This is a genomic window from Actinomycetospora sp. NBRC 106375, assembly GCF_030269665.1.
In the GTDB taxonomy this organism is placed as follows: domain Bacteria; phylum Actinomycetota; class Actinomycetes; order Mycobacteriales; family Pseudonocardiaceae; genus Actinomycetospora.
Map to the genome: position 1 here is coordinate 570,777 of NZ_BSTS01000001.1, position 21,663 is coordinate 592,439.

The following is a 21,663-nucleotide window of genomic DNA, read 5'->3' on the forward strand; positions in this document are numbered from 1 at the left end:
ACCGGCCGGCGAGATCGTCGCTCGCCTCGATCGGGAGCGCCGCGCGTCCTGACCCGGACACACCGACGGCCCGCCACCACGCGGGTGACGGGCCGTCGGGCTGGACCGATCGCTCAGAAGTAGGTCTTGCGGCCACCCACACCGCGGCCGACGGCACCCAGGATCGTGAGCACGAGACCGACGACCGCGAGGATCGCGCCGATCGTGTACAGGATCGAGATGCCGGTGATGGCCCCGATGATGATCAGGATGACTCCGAGAATGATCACTGCTACTCCTTGGTCAACATTGCCCGTTGGGGCCGGTGGGCTGCCAGATACCCGAGCACCTGGTGAAGAACACTCGGCAACCGGACCATTCCTACATCCTCCGTTCACGCCACATGCTGGACGACGAACGGACACGTCGTGTCGAAGTTCGCGACGCTACCGGGCTACCGCGCGCTCATCTCGGACGTGATCGACCATTAATTCCCGCGACCCCCGTTGCGCGGGCGGGCGAGGCCTGGATGACGGACCACAGGGACGAACGAACGGAGCTCTCGCTGCATCCGAAGCAGCGAGAGCTCCGTTCATTCCCCGAGACGCTGGGCCGGACAGCTCAGCCGGTCTGGACCGTGAGGCCCCACCCGGTGATCGCGCCCTGGTCGATGCCGACCGCGTCGACGACGTGCAGACGCCACTCGCCGCCGGCCTCCTGGCCCACGAGCGGGGCGAGCGGGCTGCCCGGCGCGGTGCTGTCGAGGTTCACGCCCAGGTTCGGGTTGGCGCGGTCGCAGGTCGGCGGGTCGGCCAGCGGGATCTCGGTGCCCTGCGGCGAGATCAGCGAGACGGTGAGGTCGCAGGTGTAGGGATGCGAGATCGTCACCTCGACGTGCACGCTCTGCACCTGGCCGGACCCGTCGACGACGATCGCGTCGGTGATGCCGGCGGGGTTGGCGTCCGGGATCGCCACGCGCTCACCGGAGACGCCGATGTAGGTGCTGCCGCCCGAGAGCAGCAGGACGGCGCCCACGATGCCGATCACGAGGAGCAGCGCGACGCCGCCGATCACCCACCCGATCCAGCCGCGCTTGCGTGGCGCCGGAGGCTGCCCCCCGTAGCCCGGCATCCCGCCGGTCGGGGGCTGGCCGGGGGCGCCGTAGCCGGGCTGGGGATAGCCGGCCTGGCCGTAACCCGGCTGGCCGTAACCCGGCTGGCCGTAGCCCGGCTGGCCGTAGCCCGGCTGGCCGTAGCCGGGCTGGCCGTAGCCGGGCTGGCCGTAGCCGGGCTGGCCGTAGCCCGGCTGCTGCTGGAAGGGCTGGCCGTACACGGGCGGGCCGTAGCCGGGCTGCTGCTGGGGCTGGCCGTACAGAGGCTGGTCGTAGCCGGGCTGCTGGCCGGGCACGAGGGTCGGCTGGCCGTGCTGTCCGGACGGATCGGTGCCGGAGGTGGCGCCCGGTGGGGACACCGCCGGCGCGTCCGTGCCCGGCCCGGGGCCGACCACCGCGGTGGGCTGGGCCGCCTGACCGACGACGGCGGTCGGCCGGGCGGACGGGTCGCCCTCGGCAACGGGGAACGAACCGGGCGGGGTGGTGGTGCTCATGGAGGGCTCCCGGGGCGCGCAGGGTGCGGGGGACAACCCGTCGGGTTCCTCACCCTCCGTGGCTGATGAGACGGAGAGTAACTGAAACTCGCCGCTCGTCGCCCGTGTTCACCCGGAAAGCCTAGTCCACGACGTCGTTGAGTGAGTGACGTGTGTCGCCCCACGCAAAACGCTTTGACGTCCTACTATTCGGGGCCGAGGCACCGACCCGGACTGCGAGGACCGATGACGGACGACGAGCTGTACGTCCCGGAGAACCCCATCCGCTTCGTCACCGCGGCGAGCCTGTTCGACGGGCACGACGCGGCGATCAACATCATGCGGCGGATCCTGCAGCGCCAGGGCGCCGAGGTCGTGCACCTCGGGCACAACCGCTCGGTCGACGAGGTGGTCTCCGCCGCGATCCAGGAGGACGCCCACGGCGTCGCGATCAGCTCCTACCAGGGCGGCCACGTCGAGTACTTCTCGTACCTCGTCGACCTGCTGCGCGAGCGCGGCGCCGGACACGTCAAGGTCTACGGCGGCGGTGGCGGCGTCATCGTCCAGGACGAGATCGACCGGCTGCACGCCCACGGCGTCGCCCACATCTTCTCCCCGACCGACGGCCAGCGCATGGGCCTGCCGGGGATGATCAACACGATGATCCGGGCGTGCGACGCCGACCTCGGCGCGCAGCCCCCGACGAGCTGGGACGGCGTGTTCACCGGCGAGCCGGCGACCCTGGCTCGTGCGCTCTCGGTCGCCGAGGCCGGCGCCCTGCCCGGCGAGGTCCGGGACCGGGCACGCTCGGCCGTCGAGGGGAAGGCCGTCCCGGTCCTCGGGATCACCGGCACGGGCGGGTCGGGCAAGTCGTCGCTGACCGACGAGCTGGTGCGCCGCTTCCGCCTCGACCAGGAGGACAAGCTCCGCATCGCGGTCCTCGCCGTCGACCCGACGCGGCGCAAGGGCGGCGGCGCGCTGCTCGGCGACCGCATCCGCATGAACTCGCTCGGCGGGGCGCAGGTCTACTTCCGCTCGATGGCCTCCCGCGGAGGCGGGGGCACGCTGCCGGAGAACCTGTCCGACGCGATCCTGCTGCTGCGCGCCTCGGGTGCCGACCTCGTCATCGTCGAGACCCCCGGCATCGGCCAGGGCGACGCCGGGATCGTCGACTTCGTCGACTCCTCGCTGTACGTCATGACGCCGGAGTTCGGCGCCGCGTCCCAGCTCGAGAAGATCGACATGCTGGACTTCGCCGACGCCGTCGCGATCAACAAGTTCGAGCGCCGCGGTGCCGACGACGCCCGCCGCGACGTCGCGCGCCAGCTGGTGCGCAACCGCGACGCGTTCGGGGCCTCGTGGGAGGACATGCCCGTCTTCGGCACCAGCGCCGCCACGTTCCACGACGACGGCGTCACCGCCCTCTACGGCCACCTGCGCGGGATGCTCGGCGGGCACGGCCTCACCGTCGGCGACGGCCGGCTGACGATCCCGGACTCGAAGGTCTCCACCGACTTCGCGGCCTCGATCCCGCCCGAGCGCGCCCGGTACCTCGCCGACGTCGCCGGGACGGTGCGGTCGTACCACCAGGACACGGACATGATGGTCACCGCGGCCCGCCGCCGCGCGGCGCTGCGCACCGCCGCCGAGGCCCTCGGCGACCGGGACGCGGGCGAGCTGCCGGCCGTGCTGGCCGAGGCCGAGCGCGACCTGCCCGGCGAGGCCGCGGCGCTGCTCGAGGGCTGGCCGCAGACCGTCGACGACTACGCGGGCGACGAGATGGTGGTGCACGTCCGCGACAAGGAGCTGCGCACGCAGCTCACCCGCGAGACGCTCTCGGGCACCAAGGTCCACCGGGTCGCGCTGCCCCCGTTCACGGCCGACGAGGAGGTCCTGCGCTTCCTGCGCCGCGAGAACCTGCCGGGGCACTTCCCGTTCACCGCCGGGGTGTTCGCGTTCAAGCGCGAGGGCGAGGACCCGGCCCGCATGTTCGCCGGCGAGGGCGACGCGTTCCGCACCAACCGGCGCTTCCACTACCTCTCGGAGGACTCGCCGGCCAAGCGCCTGTCGACCGCGTTCGACTCGGTGACGCTCTACGGGCACGACCCGGCGACCCCGCCCGACGTCTACGGCAAGGTCGGCACCTCGGGCGTCTCGATCGCCTCGCTCGACGACATGAAGGTGCTGTACTCGGGCTTCGACCTGACCTCGCCGAGCACGTCGGTGTCGATGACGATCAACGGTCCGGCGCCGGCGATCCTCGCCTACTTCCTCAACACCGCGGTCGACCAGCAGGTGGACGCGTTCACCACCGAGCACGGACGGGAGCCGGGCGAGGACGAGCGGGCCGAGCTGGCGGCGCACGCCTACGAGAACGTCCGCGGCACGGTGCAGGCCGACATCCTCAAGGAGGACCAGGGCCAGAACACCTGCATCTTCTCCACCGAGTTCTCGCTGCGGATGATGGCCGACATCCAGGAGTGGTTCATCGCGCACAAGGTGCGGAACTTCTACTCGGTGTCGATCTCCGGCTACCACATCGCGGAGGCCGGGGCGAACCCCATCTCGCAGCTCGCGTTCACGCTGGCGAACGGCTTCACCTACGTCGAGTCCTACCTCGCGCGGGGCATGGACATCGACGACTTCGCGCCGAACCTGTCGTTCTTCTTCTCCAACGGCATGGACGCCGAGTACTCCGTCATCGGGCGGGTGGCGCGCCGCATCTGGGCGGTCGCCATGCGCGAGCGCTACGGCGCCAACGAGCGCAGTCAGAAGCTGAAGTACCACGTGCAGACCTCGGGGCGGTCGCTGCACGCGCAGGAGATGAACTTCAACGACATCCGCACGACGCTGCAGGCGCTCTGCGCGCTCTACGACAACGCGAACTCCCTGCACACCAACGCCTACGACGAGGCGGTGACCACCCCGTCGCAGGAGTCGGTGCGCCGCGCGCTGGCCATCCAGCTGATCATCAACCGCGAGTGGGGCCTGTCGATGAACGAGAACCCGCTGCAGGGTTCCTTCGTCGTCGACGAGCTGACCGACCTCGTGGAAGAGGCCGTGCTCAAGGAGTTCGACTCGATCGCCGAGCGCGGCGGTGTCCTCGGCGCGATGGAGACCGGGTACCAGCGCGGCAAGATCCAGGACGAGTCGATGCTCTACGAGTCGCGCAAGCACGACGGCTCGCTGCCGATCGTCGGCGTCAACACCTTCCTGCCCCCGCAGGACGCGGAGCAGGAGGCCCCGGAGCTGGAGCTTTCGCGGGGCACCGAGGAGGAGAAGAAGGGCCAGCTCGAGCGCGTCGCGGACTTCCAGGCCCGCCACGCCGACTCGGCTCCCGAGGCCCTGCGGCGCCTGCAGGACGCGGCGACCTCGGGCGAGAACGTCTTCGCCGCGCTGATGTCCGCGGCCCGCGTCTGCACCCTGGGCCAGCTCACCGACGCCTTCTTCGAGGTCGGCGGGCAGTACCGCCGCTCGATGTAGCCCGTATGTGAGTAGTTGGCGCCCCGATAGGGGCCCCAACTACTCACATAACGAGGCGAGCTGGGCGTCGAGGGCGGCGACGAAGCGGTCGACGCCGGCTTCGCCGCCGAGGATCGCCGTGTCGGCCCGGACCCCGAGGCGCACGCGCCCGGCGTAGCTCAGGATCGAGACGCCGAGGGCGAGGTCCCCGGAGCAGGGCACCCAGAACAGGGCGTCGCGGACGCGCGTGCCGGCGATCGTCAGCGGCGCGACCGGGCCCGGCACGTTCGAGATGATCACCGACGAGGTCGTCGCGTAGCGGGCCACGAGCGCCCGGGTCCACTCCGGCCGTCCGTGCCCCGACCCGGCGATCCCCGCGAAGGTGGCCAGGGCCTGGTCGGTGCGCTTGATCGTCGCCATCGCGGCGTGCACCCGCTCCACGCGCCGCCCCGGGTCGGGCTCGTCGGTGGGCAGGGGCGGGAGCACGAGCCCCACCTCGTTGCCGAGCTCGTCGGAGATCGGGCGGTCCAGCGGGCGCATGTTGATCGGCATCACGGCGCGCAGGCGCGGGGTGTTCTCGCCGAGGAACTCCCGCAGCGCCCCGGCGATGGCGGCGCAGAGGACGTCGTTGACGCTGCCGCCGGCGGGCTTGCCGGCGGCCTTCACCGTCTCCAGCGGCACCATCGACGTCCACCGCGCCGACTTCGCCGGGCCCGGTCGGCCCTGCAGCGCCGAGGGCGGGTCCTGCGGCGGGCGGGTGAGCATCGCCGTCGAGGTCCGCACCGCCCGGCCGGTGGCACGCAGCTCGGCGGCCCCCTCCGACGTCCCGGCCGCCCGGACCTTCCCGCGCAGGTCGGCGACCCGCTGGCGCGCCTCCCGGTGCAGCAGGCGCCAGTCGTGGGCACGGCGCGGGCGGCGGGGGGCCTCGGCGTAGGCGGTCGGTGTCCCCTCGGCGGCCGGCTCGTCGGCGAGCACGTGGAACAGATGGTTCAGCGCGACACCGTCGGCGAGGCCGTGGTGGATGTTGACGAGCAGCGCCGACCCGTCACCCCGGTAGCCCGTCACGAGGTGCAGCGACCACCACGGCCGGTCCGCGGGCAGCGGCTCGGACATGGCGGCACCGACATGACGGGCGAGGGCGGCGTCGTCACCCGGCGCGGGGAGTGCGACGGTCCGGACGTGCTCGTCCAGGTCCGGCGCGGCGTCGACCCACCGAGCCGGGCCGAGCTGCCCGACCGTCCACGTCGGCCGCTGCCGCAGCCCGGGATAGGCGGCGACCCAGCGGTCCTGGACGCGCTCGCGCAGCGCGTCCAGGTCCACCGGCCCCTCGCAGAAGAGGATCCCGTGCACCACCATCCGGTTGGTGGGCTGCTCGAGCTGCAGCCACGCGGTGTCGATGCCCGACGCCCATCGGTCCACGGGGGTGGTCCTCCGATCACACGAGAATGCCGGTACCGACGGTATCGGATGTCTCGCGGTGGCACGCTGGGGGCATGAACGCCGGCATGTACGTGCGGGACGACGAGGACCGCCGCGTCCCGCTCCCCGAGACCGTCCGGCGCGTGGTCAGCCTCGTCCCCTCGCTCACCGAGGCCGTGGGCGTCACCGCGCCCGGCCTGCTCGTCGGGGCGACCGACTGGTGCACGCACCCGCCCGACCTCGACGACCACGACGTCACGCGCGTGCGGGGGACGAAGAACCCCGACATCGACACGATCGTCGGCCTGCGCCCCGACCTCGTGCTCGCCAACGCCGAGGAGAACAAGCCCGGCGAGCTGGAGAAGCTGCGCGCGGCCGGCCTCGCCGTCTACGTCACCGACATCCGGACCGTGGACGGGGCGTTGCGCTCGCTGGAGCGGATGCTCGCCGCGTGCGGGCTCGAGCGCCCGGCCTGGATCGACGGGGCGCGCGCCGCCTGGGACACCCTCCCGCTGCCCGAGACGCCGCGACGCGCCGTCGTGCCGATCTGGCGCAAGCCGTGGATGGCGGTCGGCTCGGACACGTTCACGGGCGCGGTCCTCGACCGCCTGGGCGTGGAGAACGTGCTCGGCGACAGCCCCGAGCGCTACCCGCGCTTCGACCCCGCCGACCTGCCCGCGCACGACCTCGTCGTGCTGCCCGACGAGCCGTACACGTTCACCGCCGAGGACGGGCCGGAGAGCTTCGCGGCGCCGTCGGCGCTGGTCAGCGGGCGCCTGCTCACCTGGTACGGGCCCAGCCTGCTCGAGGCCGCCCGGGTCCTGCCCGAGCAGCTCGGGGTGACATCGCTCAGGCCATAGCTCAGGTCGTCGTGACGCCGCCGTCGACGGTCAGCGTGGTGCCCGTGACGTAGGACCCGGCGTCGGACACGAGGAACACCAGGGCCGCCGCGAGCTCCTCCGGATCGCCGATCCGGTTGGCGAGGACCCGCGGCATCATCGTCTCGAGGTAGCCCTCGTGGTAGCTGTCGGTCATCTCCGAGGTGAAGAAACCGGGCGCGAGGGCGTTGACGCGGATGCCCTTGCGGCCGGTCCACTGCTGGGCGAGGTCGCGGGTCAGGCCGAGCAGGCCCGCCTTCGACGCCGAGTACGCGGCCTGCGGCAGGGCCGCCGTGGTCAGGCCCAGGATGCTCGAGACGTTGACGATCGCGCTGCCGGGCGCCATGTGGTGCGCGACGGCCTGCGCCATCCAATAGCAGCCGTTGAGGTTGATGTCGATCACCTCGCGGAACTGCTCCGGCGTCTCCTTCGTCGCGGGGTAGGCGGTGCCGATCCCGGCGTTGTTGACCAGGATGTCGAGGCGTCCGAGCTCGTTCACCGCGGCGTCGGCGAGCGCGCGGCAGTCCTCGGGCGAGGCGACGTCGGTGCGCACGGTGACCGCTCGGCGCCCGCGCTCCTCGACGGCCTTGCGCGTGTCCTCCAGCTTCTCGGTGCGCCGCGCGCCCAGCACGACGTCGGCGCCGGCCTCGGCCAGCGCGGTGGCGAACACGGCACCGAGCCCGGAACTGGCGCCGGTGATCACGGCGACGCGGTCGTCGAGGCGGAAGCGATCGAGGATGCCCATGGCCGAGGGACCGTAGCGGTCCGTGCCTAGGCTCGTCGGGTGGTCGGCACGTGAGCGGTGTGGTCGAGGGCTTCGTCGTCATCGGCGTCGTCGTCGCCGTGGGGATCCTCGTGGGGCGCCTCGGGGTGCTCCCCGACGGGGCCACGGAGGTCCTGTCCCGGACGGCGTTCTTCGTGGCGAGCCCCGCGCTGCTCTTCGTCACGCTGCTGCGGGCGGACGTGGCGCGGGTCCTGTCGACGGGGCTCGTCGTCACCGCCCTCGCGGCGGTGGCGGTGTGCCTGCTCTACGTGCCGATCGGGATGCTGCGGCGCCGGCCGCGCGGCGAGACGGTCGTCGGATCGATGGCGAGCGGCTACCTCAACGCCGGCAACCTCGGCCTGCCGATCGCCACCTACGCGCTCGGCAGCGCCGCCGAGATCGCGCCGGCCCTGATCTTCCAGCTGGCGGTGCTCACGCCGGCCTACACGACGCTGCTGGACGCCGTCGCCGCCCGTCGCCGCGGGGAGTCCGCGGGTCTCGGCGGGGCGCTGCTGGCGCCGCTGCGCAACCCGTTGCTGATCGCGACGGTGGCGGGCCTCGCGCTGAACGTGGCCGGGGTCCGGGTGCCCGGGAGCCTGCTCGAACCCGTCGAGCTGCTGGCCGACCTGGCGGTGCCGGCGATGCTGCTGGCCTTCGGGCTCTCGCTGGCCCACGCCCAGCGGCCGGGCCGCGACGACGACCCCGTGTGCCTGGGCGCGGTGATCGTGCTGAAGAACCTCGCGCATCCCGTCATCGCCTGGGGACTGGGCCTGGCGTTCGGCCTCGCGGGCCCGGCGTTGCTGACCGTCGTGGTCAGCGCCGCCCTGCCCACGGCCCAGAACGTCTTCGGGTACGCGGTGCGCTTCGACACCGGCGTCGCCCTGGCCCGCGACGCCGCCCTGCTCACGACCCTGCTCAGCGTCCCGGTGCTGCTGGTGGTGGCGCTGTAGGTATGTGAGCGAACTTTGGTGCTATAGCACCAAAGTTCGCTCACATACGAAGTCAGGCGGGCACCAGCTCGCGGGTCTCATCGGGCGCCTCGGCGGCCGCCGACCGGCGGCGGCCGCGGACCTCGAGGCCGCCGGACAGCGCCAGGACGGCGAGGCCGACGACGGCGAGGGCGGCGCCGACGATCGTGGGGGCGAGGTAGCCGAGGCCGGCCGCGATGACCATGCCGCCCAGCCACGCGCCCAGCGAGTTGGCGATGTTCGACGCCGACTGGATGGCCGCCGACGCCACGGTGGGCGCCTCGCCGACGAGGTCGAGGATGCGGGTCTGGATCGCCGGGCCGAGGGCCAGCGAGAACATGCCGGCGCCGAACAGCGAGAGCACCGCGAGCACCGGGTGGTGCACGGTGACGACGAAGCTCACGAGCACACCGGCCAGCGCGAGCAGGCAGACGTAGAGCGTGCCGAGCGGGGCGCGGTCGGCGGCGCGGCCGCCGAGCACCGAGCCGGCGGTCATGCCGAGGCCGACGACGGCGAGCAGCAGCGTCACCGTGGCGGTGGAGAACCCGCCGACCTCGGTGAGCATCGGCGTCACGTAGCTGTAGCAGGCGAACATCGCACCGAAGCCGAACACCACGGCCGCCAGGGAGAGCACGACCTGCGGCTGGCGCAGGGCCGCGACCTCGCCGCGCAGGGCGCCCTTGCCGGTCGCGGCGGGCGCGGCGGCGGGGACGAACGCGGCGACGGCGCCGAGGGCGACGAGCCCGATCACGCCGACGACGGCGAAGGTGGCGCGCCAGCCGGCGGCCTGGCCGAGCAGCGTCGCGAGCGGCACGCCGACGACGTTGGCGACGGTCAGGCCGAGGAAGACCCGCGAGACGGCGGTGGCGCGGCGGTCGCGGCCGACCATGGCCGCGGCGGTCACCGACGCGAGGCCGAAGAAGGCGCCGTGCGGCAGGCCGGTGAGGAAGCGGACGACCATGAGCGACCCGATCCCGGGCGCGATCGCCGAGGCGAGGTTGCCGACGGCGAACACGCCCATGAGGGCCATGAGGACGGGGCGGCGGGGCAGCTTGACGGTCGCGCCGGCGAGCAGGGGTGCGCCGACGACGACGCCGGCGGCGTAGGCGGACACGAGGTGGCCGGCCTCGCTGAGCGGCACACCGAGATCGCCCGCGACCTCGGGCAGCAAGCCCATGATCACGAACTCGGTGGTGCCGATGCCGAAGGTGCCCAGGGCGAGGGCGAGCAGAGCCAGAGGCACGGGGAGCTCCTCGGGGGTGGACGACTGGTCTTCATCCGGTCGCCATCCACCGTGCGAGCCCAGGAGCCATAAGTCGAAGTAGCTTCTCGTCAGAAGTCATAAGCTGAGCTGATGCCGACGCTCCGCCAGCTCGAGTACTTCCTCGCGGTCGTGGACGAGGGTTCCTTCACGCGGGCCGCCGACCGGCTGTTCGTCACCCAGCCCGGCCTCTCGCAGCAGATCGCGACGCTCGAGAAGGAGCTGGGTGGATCACTCTTCAGCCGCCTGCCCCGTGCGGTGGCTCTCACCCCGACCGGGCGGGCGCTGCTCCCCCACGCCCGGACCGCGGTGACGGCCGCCGAGCGCGGCGACGCGGCCGCCCGGGCGGCCACCGGCTCCGAGGGCGGCGAGCTGCGCCTGGCCACCGTGTACTCCGTCAGCCTGGGGCTCCTCCCCGGCGTGCTGCGGCGGTGGCGCACCGAGAACCCGGACGTGACCGTGCGGCTCTACGAGCACCGGCACGGCGACGCGCTCGCCACCGCGATCGCCGAGGGCCAGGCCGACGTCGGCGTCGGGCCGGTACCGCCGCAGTGGCGTGGACGACAGCGCAGCCTCGGCACCGAGGAGATGGTCGTGCTCCTGCCGCCCAACCTGGGGGCCGACGACCTCATGCGCCCCGCCGCCGGCGAGATCGCCCTGAGCCGGCTCGAGCACGTCCCGTGGGTGCAGTACGCCCCGGACCACGCGCTGTCGGACGTCCTGCTCGACGCGTGCCGGGAGGTGGGCTATCGGCCCCAGGTGGCCGTCCGGACCGAGCAGACCGCGGTCGCACCGCTGCTCACCGCGGCCGGGATCGGGCCGTCGCTGGTGCCCGCGGCGATCGTCCCGCCGCAGTTCATCGGCGCGATCGCCCGGCCGGTCCCCCGCGTCGAGCGCGAGCTCGTCGCCTACACCGGCGCCGAGCCCGACGCGCTGACCAATCGTTTCCTCGCGCTCGTGTCGCGGGCGGCGGTGCTCATGCCCGATCACGTCTCGTTGGCGCTCGCGCAGTCGTGAGTCGTGCTGAGATACCGGCGGCCACACACACGACCCTGGAGGTTCGAGAACTCGTGGATGCACGCCCGACGGCCGCGGTCATCGGCGGCGGGACGATGGGCGCCGGGATCGCCCACGTCCTGCTCGCCGCCGGATCGCCGGTGGCCCTGGTGGAGGCCGACGCCTCCCGCGTCGACGCGTCGCGGCAGGCGGTGGAGACGAGCGTCGACGGCGCGGCGTCGCGCGGGAAGCTGCCCGAGGGCACGACGCGCGACGACCTGCTCGCCCGCCTGACCCTCGCCACCGACGTCGCCGAGCTGACGGACGACGCGGCGATCGTCATCGAGGCCGTCCCCGAGCGGGTCGACCTCAAGCAGACCGTGCTCGGCGGCGCCGCCCGCGCCTGCCCCGGCGCGGTCCTCGCGTCCAACACGTCGTCGCTCTCGATCGCGGCGATCGCGGCCGACCTGCCCGGCGACCGCGTCATCGGCATGCACTTCTTCAACCCGGTGCCCGCGCAGAAGCTCGTCGAGCTGGTGGTGCACCCGGGGACGTCGGAGGAGACGACGAGCGCCACCCGCGAGTGGGTGGACGCGCTGGGCAAGACCGCGATCGTCGTCAACGACGCCCCCGGCTTCGCCACCTCGCGCCTCGGGCTGACCGTCGGCCTCGAGGCCATCCGGATGGTCGAGGAGGGGGTCGCGAGCCCGGAGGACATCGACACCGGGATGCAGCTCGGCTACCGCTGGCCGATGGGCCCGCTGCGGCTGACCGACGTGGTCGGGCTCGACGTGCGGCTCGCGATCGCCGAGCACCTCACGACGGAGCTCGGCCCGCGGTTCACACCCCCGCAGCTGCTGCGGGACAAGGTGGAGCGCGGCGAGCTCGGGCAGAAGTCCGGGCGCGGTTTCTACGACTGGAGCTGAGCCGTGGACCTGGGACTGGGCGGGCGCGTCGCCGTCGTCACCGGCGCGTCGCGCGGCATCGGGCTGTCGTGCGCGCGGGTGCTGGCCACCGAGGGCGCGCACGTCGTGCTCGTGGCCCGCGACGCCGAGGCGCTGGAGGCCGCGGCCGGGCGCGTGCGCGCGGCCGGCCCGGCGTCGCGGGTGCTGACGATCGTCGCCGACACCACCGACGACGCGTCGGTGCGGGCGATGGTCGCCCGGGTGGTCGACGAGCTCGGCGGCGTGGACGTGCTGGTCAATGCCGCCGCGCGCCCGGCGGGCGGCTCGCCGATCCCGCCGCTGACCGAGCTGACCGACGACGCGGTGCTCTCCGAGGTCGACACCAAGGTGCTCGGCTACCTGCGCACCGCCCGCGCGGTCGCCCCGCACATGACCGCGCAGGGCTGGGGCCGCATCGTCAACATCTCGGGGCTCAACGCGCGGCGCACCGGCTCCATCGCCGGGACGATCCGCAACGTCGGCGTCGCGGCGCTGACCGCCAACCTCGCCGACGACCTCGGCCCGCACGGTGTCGGCGTCGTCGTCGTGCACCCGGGCTACACCGAGACCGAACGGACGCCGGGGATGGTCGCGTCCCGCATGGAGTCGACGGGGCGGTCCGAGGACGAGGTCCGGGCGGAGCTCGCGGCGGGCACCAGCCTGCGGCGGATCATCACCGCGGACGAGGTCGCCGACGTCGTCGTGTTCCTCGCCTCGCCCCGCGCCGTCGCGGTCACCGGCGACACCGTCGCGGCCGGCGGCGGCGAGCGGGGCGTCGTGCACTACTGAGGTCCGGGGTCTGTTGCAGCGAACGGGTATGTCACTGCTTCTAGGCGTCGGAAGTCCCCGTTGATCACTGCGATCGACCGAACCCCCACATGCACGAACCGGCGCCCCGTGATCGGGACGCCGGTTCGTGATCTGGGAGGAAGTGTCAGCTCGGGACCCGCACGGTCCCGGTCGTCCCACCGACCGCCTGCATGCGCTCAGCGGCGTGGAGTCTGCTGTCGATCAGCTCCCGTGCGCGGTGCGGCGCCGGGTCGACCGGGTCCTCGTGATGCGGTGCGGGGTGTTCCCTGCGTCCAATCCATCACCTCGATCCGGTCGGAGACCATCGGTCGTGACTGCGGCGGATCAGCCCTCAGCTCGTGTGATCGTCACCACAACGACACGACCGAACATACTCCCGTGACCGGGCCGGTCAAGGGTCGCGGCGCTCCAGCGACAACAGCAAACGCTTGCGTCGTATCCCCGGTCCCCCACCCGAGGGACGCCCCGCCGCGGACAGGACGCGGTGACAGGGAACGAGAAGGCTGATCGGATTACGAGCATTCGCCGTCCCGACGGCTTGCGCCGCGCGCGGGCTCCCGATCGCCGCCGCGAGCGTCCCGTAGGTGGTCGTCGCGCCGTACGGGACGTCGCGCAGCGCGGCCCACACCGATCGCGCGAAAGGGGTGCCCGGCGGCTCGACGGGCAGCGTGAACCGGCGCCGCTCCCCCGCGAAGTACTCGTCGAGCTCGCCCGCGAGGTCGTCGAGGGCGCCGCAGCGACCGTCGTCGGGCGCGCCGAAGGACGGGTCCGGGTCGCGGTCACGCTGGTCGTGGACGTGCAGCCCGCGCACGGCGCTCGCGGCGGCGTCCCAGGTGAGGGTGAGCGGGCCGATCGGGCTGTCGACGACGCGGAAGCAGCGCACGCGTCCCGGTCTACCCCACCGGGTAGGCACGACACGTGCGAGCCATCGGAGTGAACTCATACGGAGGGCCCGACGCCCTCGAGGTCGTCGAGCTGCCCGAGCCCCACGCCGGGCCCGGCGAGGTGCGGCTGCGGGTGCGTGCGGCCGCGGTCAACCCGACCGACACGCTCGCTCGGGACGGGTCGCGGGCCGAACGCCAGCGCAAGGACCCGCCGCCCTACGTGCCGGGCATGGACGCGGCCGGCGAGGTCGACGAGATCGGCGAGGGCACCGACACCGAGCTGCACGTCGGCGACGCCGCGATGGCGATCGTCGTCCCCGACGGCAGCCACGGCGCGTACGCCGAGCAGGTCGTGGTGCCGGCCGGGTCAGTGGTGCGGGCGCCGGCCGGTGCGTCGGCGGCGGAGGCGGCGACGCTGCCGATGAATGCGCTGACCGCGCGCCTGGCCCTCGACACCCTGGCGCTGCAGCCGGGCGCCACGGTCGCGGTGACGGGGGCGGCGGGGGCGCTCGGTGGCTACGTGGTGCAGCTCGCGAAGGCCGACCGGCTCACCGTCGTCGCGGACGCGTCGGAGGCCGACGAGTCGCTGGTGCGCGGGCTCGGCGCCGACGTCGTCGTGCGCCGCGGCGACGACGTGGCCGCCCGCATCCGCGAGAGCCAGCCCGGCGGCGTGGACGCGCTGGTCGACGGATCGCTGCAGGGCGACGCCCTGCTCGACGCCCTCCGGGACGGGGGCGGGATCGCCACGGTCCGCGGCCACCGGGGCGCCGACGAGCGGGGCATCACGTGGCACCCGGTGCTCGTGCGCGACGTCGCCACCGACCACGCCGCACTCGACCGGCTGCGGCGCCAGTGCGACGAGGGCGCGCTGACCCTGCGCGTCGCGGACACGATCCCCGCCGAGAAGGCGGCCGAGGCCCACCGCCGCCTCGAGGCCGGCGGCGTCCGCGGCCGGCTCGTCCTGACGTTCTGAGGTCCCTCGTGAGCAGTTGCGTGCCCTACGGGGCCCGCAACTGCTCACATGGGCCCTAGCCGAAGGTGTCCATCAGCTCGGTCACGCAGAGCACGAGGAACAGGACCGCGGCGCCGACGAGCAACGTCGTCGAGAGCCACCCGTTGCGCCACTCCCGTGGGGCGCGGCTGCTGCCGAGCAGCCACAGCAGCGTGATCGCCAGGAACGGCATGAAGAACGCCCCGAGCGCGCCGTAGGCGACGACCAGCGCGAACGGCCGGCCGAGGAACAGCAGCAGCATCGGCGGGAACGTCAGCCACAGCAGGTAGGCGCGGAACGGGAGGCTGCGCTCGGCGTCCTCGTGGAGCTGGCCCGCGGCGGCCAGCTCGTCGGGGGTCCTCGCGACGGCCTCGCGCCGGGTCCGCACGAAGTCGGTGACCATGAGGCTCACGCCCTGCCAGACCCCGAGCAGCGACGAGAACGACGTCGCGAAGAACCCGACGAGGAACAGCGTCGCGATCACCGGGCCGAAGCGCTGGGAGAGGATCGCGTCGAGGTCGAGCAGGCCGCGGTCGCTCTCGACGAGCGCGATGTTGGCCGTGTAGAGCAGCTCGGCGCCGACGACCAGCATCGCGGCCACGAAGATCCCCGTGGTGATGTAGGCGACGCGGTTGTCCAGGCGCATGACCTTCATCCACGAGCTGTCCCGCCAGCCCTTGGCGTTGACCCAGTAGCCGTACGCGGCCATCGTCACCGTGCCGCCGACGCCGCCGACCAGCCCGAGCGTGTAGATCCCCGAACCCGCCGGCAGCTTCGGGACCAGGCCGGCGAGCATGGCGGGCACGTCGGGCAGCACGAGGATCGCGAGGCCCACCACGACGACGAACATGACGCCCACCAGGACCGTCATGATCTTCTCGAACAGCGGGTACGAGCCGAACCACACGAGCACGAGCCCCACCAGCCCGCACGGGATGCCCCACGCCGGGATCGAGCCGCCGAACATCGCCGCGAGCGGCAGCGCCGAGGACGTCATCGCCGTCGCGCCGTAGACGAAGCCCCAGATGGCCACGTAGACGACGAAGTACACCGTCGTCCACGGGCCGAGCGAGCGCCAGCCCGCGAAGATCGTCGAGCCGGTCGCGAGGTGCCAGCGTCCCGTGGCCTCGGCCAGCGCGATCTTGACGATCACACCGACGACCACGGCCCACAGCAGCGTGTAGCCGTACTCCGAGCCGGCGACGAGCGTCGCGACGAGATCGCCCGCGCCGACACCTGTCGCCGCGACGACGATCCCCGGCCCGACGATGCTCCAGCGCCGTCGCGGCGTCTCGGTGGTGTCCGCGGCGTCGACCTCACGATCGGTCATACGGGGCAGTTCACCACGGAGTGCTCATCCGGTCACGGTGTGCGCGTGCCGACGTGCTCGGCGAGGAACGCGGCGACCTGCGGGCGCGTCATCTGCGCGCCGGGGCTGCCGAAGGGGAAGTCGAAGACGTGGTCGGCGTGGGGCACCTCGACCAGCCGGCCGGGGACGCCGGCGGCGCGCAGGGCGCGGTCGTAGGCGCGGACGCGGTCGGGGAAGACGAAGTGGTCGGCGGCGCCGAGCACGAGCAGGGTCGGCGGGAGGTCGGGGCGCACGAGGTCGGCGGGGGATCCGTCGCGGGTCCGTGCCGGGTGCTGCGCGGCGGGCCCGCCCAGCACCGCGTCCTGGAGCTGCGGGGCGATCGCGCGCAGGTCCGTCACCGGGTAGTGGGCGACGACGGCGCGGGGTCGCGGGCCGGTGAGCTCGCCGGCGAGGATCCCGGCGGTCGTGCTCAGCGCGAGCGTCGCCCCGGCGGACTGGCCGGCGAGGACGACCCGGTCCGGGTCGAGGTGCTCCTCCGCGGCGTGCTCGACGGCCCACGACGCGGCGGCGGCCACGTCGCGGCGCTGCCCCTCCCCCACCGGCGCGGGCGGCGGCAGGCGGTACTCGACGGCGACGACGGCGTGGCCCCGGTCGGCGAGCCAGCGGCACAGCGCGGTGCGGTCCGTGCGCTCGCCCCGCACCCAGCTGCCGCCGTGCACCCAGACGACGACGGGGTGCGGTCCGGGGCCGGTGGGCCGGTAGAGGTCGAGGTGCAGGGGTCGCCCGTCGGCGTCGACGCCGTACTGGTCGGTGCGATCGGGGTGCCCGTCGGGCTGCCCGGTGACGGTCAGCGCCGCCCACCAGTCGATCGTCGTGTCGGCGGCGCGCGCCTGGGAGATCACGACGCCGACGAGGGCGACCGTCGCGAGCAGGGCGATCACCAGCATCGGCGGCCCGTCGCGGCGGGCGCCGAGGTTCCACGCGAGACCGGCGAGCCCGACGCCGACGACGCCCGCCAGCGCGGCGTGCAGCGGGTACTGCCCGGTGACGAACGACCCGAGGAACCCGATCACCGGCAGCCGCGGCGCGTACGTGCCGACGGCGACGACCAGCACCGCGAGGAGCCAGACCACCGCCCCTGCGCGCACGAGCCACACCAGCACGTGATCACCTCACCACGCGGGCGGGTGCGGCGCCGGGTGCGGCGGGCCGGAGTGCCGAGGGGCACGGTGGACATGATCAACGGGGTGCGGGACCTGCGGAGCGTGCCCTTCGCGCGTCGGCTCGCCGGCACCCGGCCACGTTCCCGGCGTGTCGCCGCACCGAGCGTGTGGCGATCCTGGCGTCACACGCCAGGAAAGCCGCATTGCTCGCACACCCCGTGTGCGCCCGGGACCGCCGGTGATCGTGGTGGGTTACCTGACGGTGAACGCCGGCGCGGACGCCAGGCAGACACCACCCCGGACCTCGCCTCCCCCCCGGCCCGCGCGCACCCCTCAGCCGAAGGCGGCGGGGAGGCGGGTGGCGGGTGGGGCGACGAGGACGCGGCGGGCCAGGACGGCGAGGACGGCGACGAGGGCCGCGAGCGCCGCCAGGGTGACGGGCAGGGGCGGGACCATGGCGACGATCGCGCCCAGCGCCCACACCACGGACGCCGCGAACGGGAGCGCCCCGCCGCAGCGGCCGACGACGACGCCGGCGATCGCGCCGGTGACCAGCAGGACCAGGGTGCCGAGGACGGTCGCCACGCCGCCGGCCCCCGGTGCGCCGAGGAACGTGCCGGTGGTGGCCGCGCCGACCACGGTCGCGACGCTCACCCACCCCGCGTAGAGGGCGACGGGGCCGTGCAGCAGCAGGCGGTCGGCCGGGCCCTCCGCCCGGTACGCCGACAGCTGCGCCAGCGCCACGGCGAGCACCACGAGCAGCCCGACGATGATCACCTGGGCGATCACCACCAGCTGCGCGGAGAACGCGAGGATCCAGCCCGCGTTGAGCAGCGTCGACGCGACGAGCCACCAGCCCGTGGCCCGGTGCACGGCGCGCGCGGGCTGACCGGGCAGGGCCTGCCGCACGGCGAGGAGCAGCAGCGCCGCGTAGATCACGCCCCAGATCGAGAACGCCGCCGGCACGGGCATGACGACGGTGGTGTTCTCCCTCGCCACCACGCCGACCGACAGGCCGAAAGCCCCGGAGCCGCCCAGCCCGCCGACCACGAGCTGCAGCAGGGTCCCGGCGAGCAGGGCGCCGGCGCGGACGCGGTCAGCCGGAGTCGTCACGGTTTCTCCTCCACGATCGAATGTCTCGACGGTCGAGATTACTCGGTGTGTCGCTAGCATGCAGGCGTGGCGGACCGCGCACACCTCGTGGAGCTCCTCCAGGCCTACGCCGACGAGTCCGGGCGGCTCGGTCAGGCCTTCGCCGCCGAGCACGGGCTGCACCGCACGGACGCCCAGGCGCTGCTCGCGGTGCTGCGGGCCGAGCGGGACGGCGACGCGCTCACCCCCGGCCGCCTCGGCGCCGAGGTCGGCCTGTCCTCGGGGGCCACCACGGCCGCGGTCGACCGGCTCGAGCGGCTCGGGCACCTCCACCGGGTGCGCGACGACGTCGACCGCCGGCGCGTGACCCTGCACCACGACGCCGCGGGTGCCGACGTCGGCCGCGCCTGGTTCGGCCCGCTGGCCGCCCGGCTCGACGCGGTGCTCGCCGACTACACACCGGACGAACTGGCCGTCATCGATCGTTTCCTCACCGAGGTCGTCGCGTCGGTCGCCGAGCACCGCGCGCAGATGTCCGGAGAGGACGCATCCTGAGCACCCCGTTCGCCGCCCGCGCCCGGTTGGGCGTGGCCGTCGTCGCCGTCCTCGCCGTGCTCGCGCTGGTGATCACGCTGATCGTCGTCCTGTCCCGGAGCTCCCCGTTGGCCACCCCGCGCTGCACGATCACCGCGCCGCCCGACTCCCCCGGCCTGCCCGCGACCTGGACGCTCTCGCCGGGCCAGGCCGACAGCGCCGCGACGATCGTCGGCGTCGGCCGCCGGCTCGGCGTCCCCGACCGTGCCGTCACCATCGCGCTCGCGACCGCGGTGCAGGAGTCCGGCCTGGCCAACCTGCGCGGCGGCGACCGCGACTCGGTCGGGCTGTTCCAGCAGCGCCCGAGCCAGGGCTGGGGCTCACGGGACGAGATCCTCGACCCCGTCTACGCCACGACGGCGTTCTACACCGCGCTCCTGCAGGTGCCCGGCTGGGCGAGCATGGACGTCACGGCCGCGGCGCAGCGCGTGCAGCGCAGCGGCTACCCGGAGGCCTACGCCGACCACGAGCCCGAGGCGCGCCTCATGGCGGTCGCCCTGCTGGGGCAGGCGCCGGCCTCGTGGACCTGCACCGACCTGCCCTCGACCCCGCCCGCCGACCCCTCGACCGCGCCGATCGCCGAGCTGGCCGCCCAGGAGATCGGGACGCGGCGGCTCTCGGGCGAGCAGACCGAGCAGGCCGGCTGGGCGCTCGCGACCTGGCTCGTGGCGCACGGCGAGCGGCTCTCGCTCGAGAGCGTCACCTACGACGGGCGCACCTGGACGGTCGCGTCGGGGACCTGGACGCAGACCGGCCCCGCCGACGGCCGGCTCGCGCTGCGCCGGCTCGGCCAGGTCTGACCGGTGATCGACGTCCCGATACGGACGCTCAGCGTCCGTATCCCATCGAGCACGCCGATAGGGGCGCTTCGCTGACACTCACCGCAGCGCGAGCACCACGCCGGCACCGGCGAGCACGAGCACGGCGAGCACGACCAGCGCGATCCCGAGGCGCCGCACCGCCGACCAGGGCTCGCGCTCGCCGGGTTCGGGACCCGTCACGGGGTCGGTCCGGTACGCAGGCGCCGGGTCGGGCCGGGTGGCCGGCACGGCGCCGCCGTTGCGCGAGGTGATCACCTCGGTGCGCTGTGCCGGGTCGAGTGCGCCGCAGCGGCGCAGGTCGTCGGCGAGCTCGCGGGCGTCGCGGTGGCGGCCCGCGGGGTCGAGGGCCATCGCCCGCAGCACGAGGGCGTCGAGGTCGGCGGGCACGTCGCGAGCGATCTCCCGCGGCGGCACCGGCGACTCCCGCAGCCGCTGCGAGGCGACCTCGACCGAGCTGGGGCCGCGGAACGGGACCTGCCCGGTGAGCAGCTCGTAGAGCGTGCACCCGACGGCGTAGAGGTCCGACCGGCCGTCCAGCGGGTCGCAGCGGACCTGCTCGGGCGAGAGGTAGGCCGCGGTGCCCACGACGACCCCGGTGTGGGTGAAGCCCTCGACGTCGGCGACGCGGGCGATGCCGAAGTCCATCAGCTTGACGGTGCCGTCATGGCAGCGCATGACGTTGCCGGGGTTCACGTCGCGGTGCACGATCCCGCGCTCGTGCGCGGCGGCGAGGGCCTCGCAGACGGGCACGAGCAGCGCCGCGGCCTCCGCGGGCCGCAGGCGGCCGCGGTCGCGGAGCTCCTCGCGCAGGGTGCGTCCGTCGACGCACTCCATGACGACGAACACCTCGCCACCGTCGGCGAACCCGACGTCGTGCACGGCGACGACGTGCGGGTGGTCGATCACCGCGGCCGCGCGGGCCTCGTCGCGCAGGCGCCCGCCGTACTCCGCGTCGCCGCGGTGCTCGGCGGGCAGGAGCTTCACCGCGACGGTGCGCCCGAGGTCGCGGTCGAGCGCGCGGTGCACCTCGGCCATGCCACCGCGCCCGATGAGCCCGCGCAGCTCGTAGCGGTCGGCGAGGACGCGGGTCTCGCTCACATCCGCCGCGTCCTGGCCGCGTCGCCACCGCCGAGCAGGGCGTCGAACAGGTAGCGCTGGTCGACCATGGCCTGGCGCATGTCCTCGGTGTCGGCGGTGCCCTCCTCGACCTCGGTGGAGGTGCGGTGGGCGGCGCGGTAGCGCTCGACGAGGTCCGGGTGGTCGACCGAGATCATCTTGGCGCGCTCCTCGAACCTCTCGGTCGGGTAGCCGCGCTCGCGCATCACCTGCTGCACGAGCAGATCCGCGTCGCGCAGGCCGGTCGACGGGTTCTCGACGAACGACGACTGCGCCGACTCCCACGCCTGGCCGAAGCGGTCGCGCTCCCCGCCGTCGAGCTCGCGCACCTCCAGCTCCCGGCGCCGGGACAGGCGTGCCCGCAGCTCGCGCTCCCCGTCGCGCCGCCCGTACTCGGAGACCACGCGGTCGTACTCGTCGCCGAACTGGCTGCGCAGCGCGGCGCGCCGCGACTGCGAGCGCTTGCGGGCGACCAGGACGAGCACGACGCCCAGGACGAGGACGACGGCAGCGACCACGACGACGATGAGGACCGGATCCATGCACCCCTCCGTGATCGATTACCGACGATCACACCACTCCGGTACCCGGAACGCCGCCGGCGACGAGCGGGTGCACGGCAAGTGCCG

20 protein-coding genes are annotated in these 21,663 nt (G+C 73.8%); 9 read left to right on the forward strand and 11 right to left on the reverse strand.

What is annotated here, in order from left to right:
* Positions 1-113 precede the first annotated feature (113 nt).
* Both QSK03_RS02790 and QSK03_RS02795 read right to left on the reverse strand, forming a co-directional pair.
* Entirely contained in the window at positions 114-269 is a 156-nt protein-coding gene (locus tag QSK03_RS02790) for a hypothetical protein (RefSeq protein WP_274199477.1), read from the reverse strand.
* A 331-nt stretch (positions 270-600) separates the two neighbouring features.
* Positions 601-1,584, reverse strand: a complete 984-nt coding sequence (locus QSK03_RS02795; protein ID WP_285648425.1) for a proprotein convertase P-domain-containing protein — start codon at positions 1,582-1,584, stop codon at positions 601-603.
* Positions 1,585-1,809: 225 nt separating this feature from the next.
* Between QSK03_RS02795 and icmF the strand changes: the two genes are divergently transcribed.
* Positions 1,810-5,046, forward strand: coding sequence for a fused isobutyryl-CoA mutase/GTPase IcmF (gene icmF, locus QSK03_RS02800; RefSeq protein WP_285648426.1), 3,237 nt, complete (start codon positions 1,810-1,812; stop codon positions 5,044-5,046).
* A gap of 39 nt (positions 5,047-5,085) precedes the next feature.
* Here icmF and QSK03_RS02805 read toward each other — a convergent pair whose 3' ends face one another.
* Positions 5,086-6,444 carry a wax ester/triacylglycerol synthase family O-acyltransferase gene (locus QSK03_RS02805; RefSeq protein ID WP_285648427.1) on the reverse strand — a complete coding sequence of 453 codons (1,359 nt, stop codon included), beginning with the start codon at positions 6,442-6,444 and terminating at the stop codon, positions 5,086-5,088.
* A gap of 74 nt (positions 6,445-6,518) precedes the next feature.
* On the opposite strand from QSK03_RS02805, the gene QSK03_RS02810 reads away from it, so the two are divergent.
* Positions 6,519-7,304, forward strand: a complete 786-nt coding sequence (locus QSK03_RS02810) for a helical backbone metal receptor (RefSeq protein WP_285648428.1) — start codon at positions 6,519-6,521, stop codon at positions 7,302-7,304.
* Position 7,305: 1 nt separating this feature from the next.
* Here QSK03_RS02810 and QSK03_RS02815 read toward each other — a convergent pair whose 3' ends face one another.
* Positions 7,306-8,067, reverse strand: a complete 762-nt coding sequence (locus QSK03_RS02815; protein ID WP_285648429.1) for an SDR family NAD(P)-dependent oxidoreductase — start codon at positions 8,065-8,067, stop codon at positions 7,306-7,308.
* A 50-nt stretch (positions 8,068-8,117) separates the two neighbouring features.
* Between QSK03_RS02815 and QSK03_RS02820 the strand changes: the two genes are divergently transcribed.
* Positions 8,118-9,035 (forward strand): AEC family transporter, encoded by a 918-nt coding sequence (locus QSK03_RS02820; protein WP_285648430.1) that lies wholly within the window; start codon positions 8,118-8,120, stop codon positions 9,033-9,035.
* A 52-nt stretch (positions 9,036-9,087) separates the two neighbouring features.
* On the opposite strand, the gene QSK03_RS02825 is transcribed toward QSK03_RS02820, so the two are convergent.
* Positions 9,088-10,296 (reverse strand): MFS transporter, encoded by a 1,209-nt coding sequence (locus tag QSK03_RS02825; protein ID WP_285648431.1) that lies wholly within the window; start codon positions 10,294-10,296, stop codon positions 9,088-9,090.
* A 111-nt stretch (positions 10,297-10,407) separates the two neighbouring features.
* Here QSK03_RS02825 and QSK03_RS02830 point away from each other — a divergent pair, with 111 nt between their 5' ends.
* From QSK03_RS02830 to QSK03_RS02840, 3 genes are read left to right on the forward strand one after another with little or no spacing between them, the layout of a single operon-like run.
* On the forward strand, positions 10,408-11,331 hold the full coding sequence (locus tag QSK03_RS02830; RefSeq protein WP_285648432.1) for a LysR family transcriptional regulator: 924 nt from the start codon (positions 10,408-10,410) through the stop codon (positions 11,329-11,331).
* 53 nt (positions 11,332-11,384) lie between these two features.
* On the forward strand, positions 11,385-12,236 hold the full coding sequence (locus QSK03_RS02835; protein ID WP_285648433.1) for a 3-hydroxyacyl-CoA dehydrogenase family protein: 852 nt from the start codon (positions 11,385-11,387) through the stop codon (positions 12,234-12,236).
* A 3-nt stretch (positions 12,237-12,239) separates the two neighbouring features.
* On the forward strand, positions 12,240-13,043 hold the full coding sequence (locus QSK03_RS02840) for an SDR family NAD(P)-dependent oxidoreductase (RefSeq protein WP_285648434.1): 804 nt from the start codon (positions 12,240-12,242) through the stop codon (positions 13,041-13,043).
* Between the two features lie 412 nt (positions 13,044-13,455).
* Here the strand turns inward: QSK03_RS02840 and QSK03_RS02845 are convergent, their stop codons facing one another.
* A complete protein-coding gene (locus QSK03_RS02845; protein ID WP_285648435.1) occupies positions 13,456-13,947 on the reverse strand; it encodes a methylated-DNA--[protein]-cysteine S-methyltransferase in 492 nt (163 codons plus the stop codon).
* 50 nt (positions 13,948-13,997) lie between these two features.
* On the opposite strand from QSK03_RS02845, the gene QSK03_RS02850 reads away from it, so the two are divergent.
* Positions 13,998-14,921 (forward strand): NADP-dependent oxidoreductase, encoded by a 924-nt coding sequence (locus QSK03_RS02850; protein WP_285648436.1) that lies wholly within the window; start codon positions 13,998-14,000, stop codon positions 14,919-14,921.
* Positions 14,922-14,976: 55 nt separating this feature from the next.
* Here the strand turns inward: QSK03_RS02850 and QSK03_RS02855 are convergent, their stop codons facing one another.
* From QSK03_RS02855 to QSK03_RS02865, 3 genes are all read right to left on the reverse strand, one after another.
* Positions 14,977-16,269, reverse strand: a complete 1,293-nt coding sequence (locus QSK03_RS02855) for an Nramp family divalent metal transporter (RefSeq protein ID WP_285648437.1) — start codon at positions 16,267-16,269, stop codon at positions 14,977-14,979.
* A 32-nt stretch (positions 16,270-16,301) separates the two neighbouring features.
* Positions 16,302-17,411: an alpha/beta hydrolase gene (locus tag QSK03_RS02860; protein WP_285648438.1), complete on the reverse strand. Its 1,110-nt coding sequence runs from the start codon at positions 17,409-17,411 to the stop codon at positions 16,302-16,304.
* Positions 17,412-17,744: 333 nt separating this feature from the next.
* Complete coding sequence (locus tag QSK03_RS02865) at positions 17,745-18,524, reverse strand: TspO-related membrane protein (protein ID WP_285648439.1); 780 nt, start codon at positions 18,522-18,524, stop codon at positions 17,745-17,747.
* A 66-nt stretch (positions 18,525-18,590) separates the two neighbouring features.
* Here QSK03_RS02865 and QSK03_RS02870 point away from each other — a divergent pair, with 66 nt between their 5' ends.
* Both QSK03_RS02870 and QSK03_RS02875 read left to right on the forward strand, forming a co-directional pair.
* Complete coding sequence (locus QSK03_RS02870) at positions 18,591-19,058, forward strand: MarR family transcriptional regulator (RefSeq protein WP_285648440.1); 468 nt, start codon at positions 18,591-18,593, stop codon at positions 19,056-19,058.
* A gap of 32 nt (positions 19,059-19,090) precedes the next feature.
* Positions 19,091-19,897 (forward strand): hypothetical protein, encoded by an 807-nt coding sequence (locus QSK03_RS02875; RefSeq protein ID WP_285648441.1) that lies wholly within the window; start codon positions 19,091-19,093, stop codon positions 19,895-19,897.
* Between the two features lie 78 nt (positions 19,898-19,975).
* On the opposite strand, the gene QSK03_RS02880 is transcribed toward QSK03_RS02875, so the two are convergent.
* A complete protein-coding gene (locus QSK03_RS02880) occupies positions 19,976-21,016 on the reverse strand; it encodes a protein kinase domain-containing protein (RefSeq protein WP_285648442.1) in 1,041 nt (346 codons plus the stop codon).
* On the reverse strand, positions 21,013-21,576 hold the full coding sequence (locus QSK03_RS02885; RefSeq protein ID WP_285648443.1) for a hypothetical protein: 564 nt from the start codon (positions 21,574-21,576) through the stop codon (positions 21,013-21,015). The genes QSK03_RS02880 and QSK03_RS02885 overlap by 4 nt, the downstream gene beginning before the upstream one ends.
* Positions 21,577-21,663 lie beyond the last annotated feature (87 nt).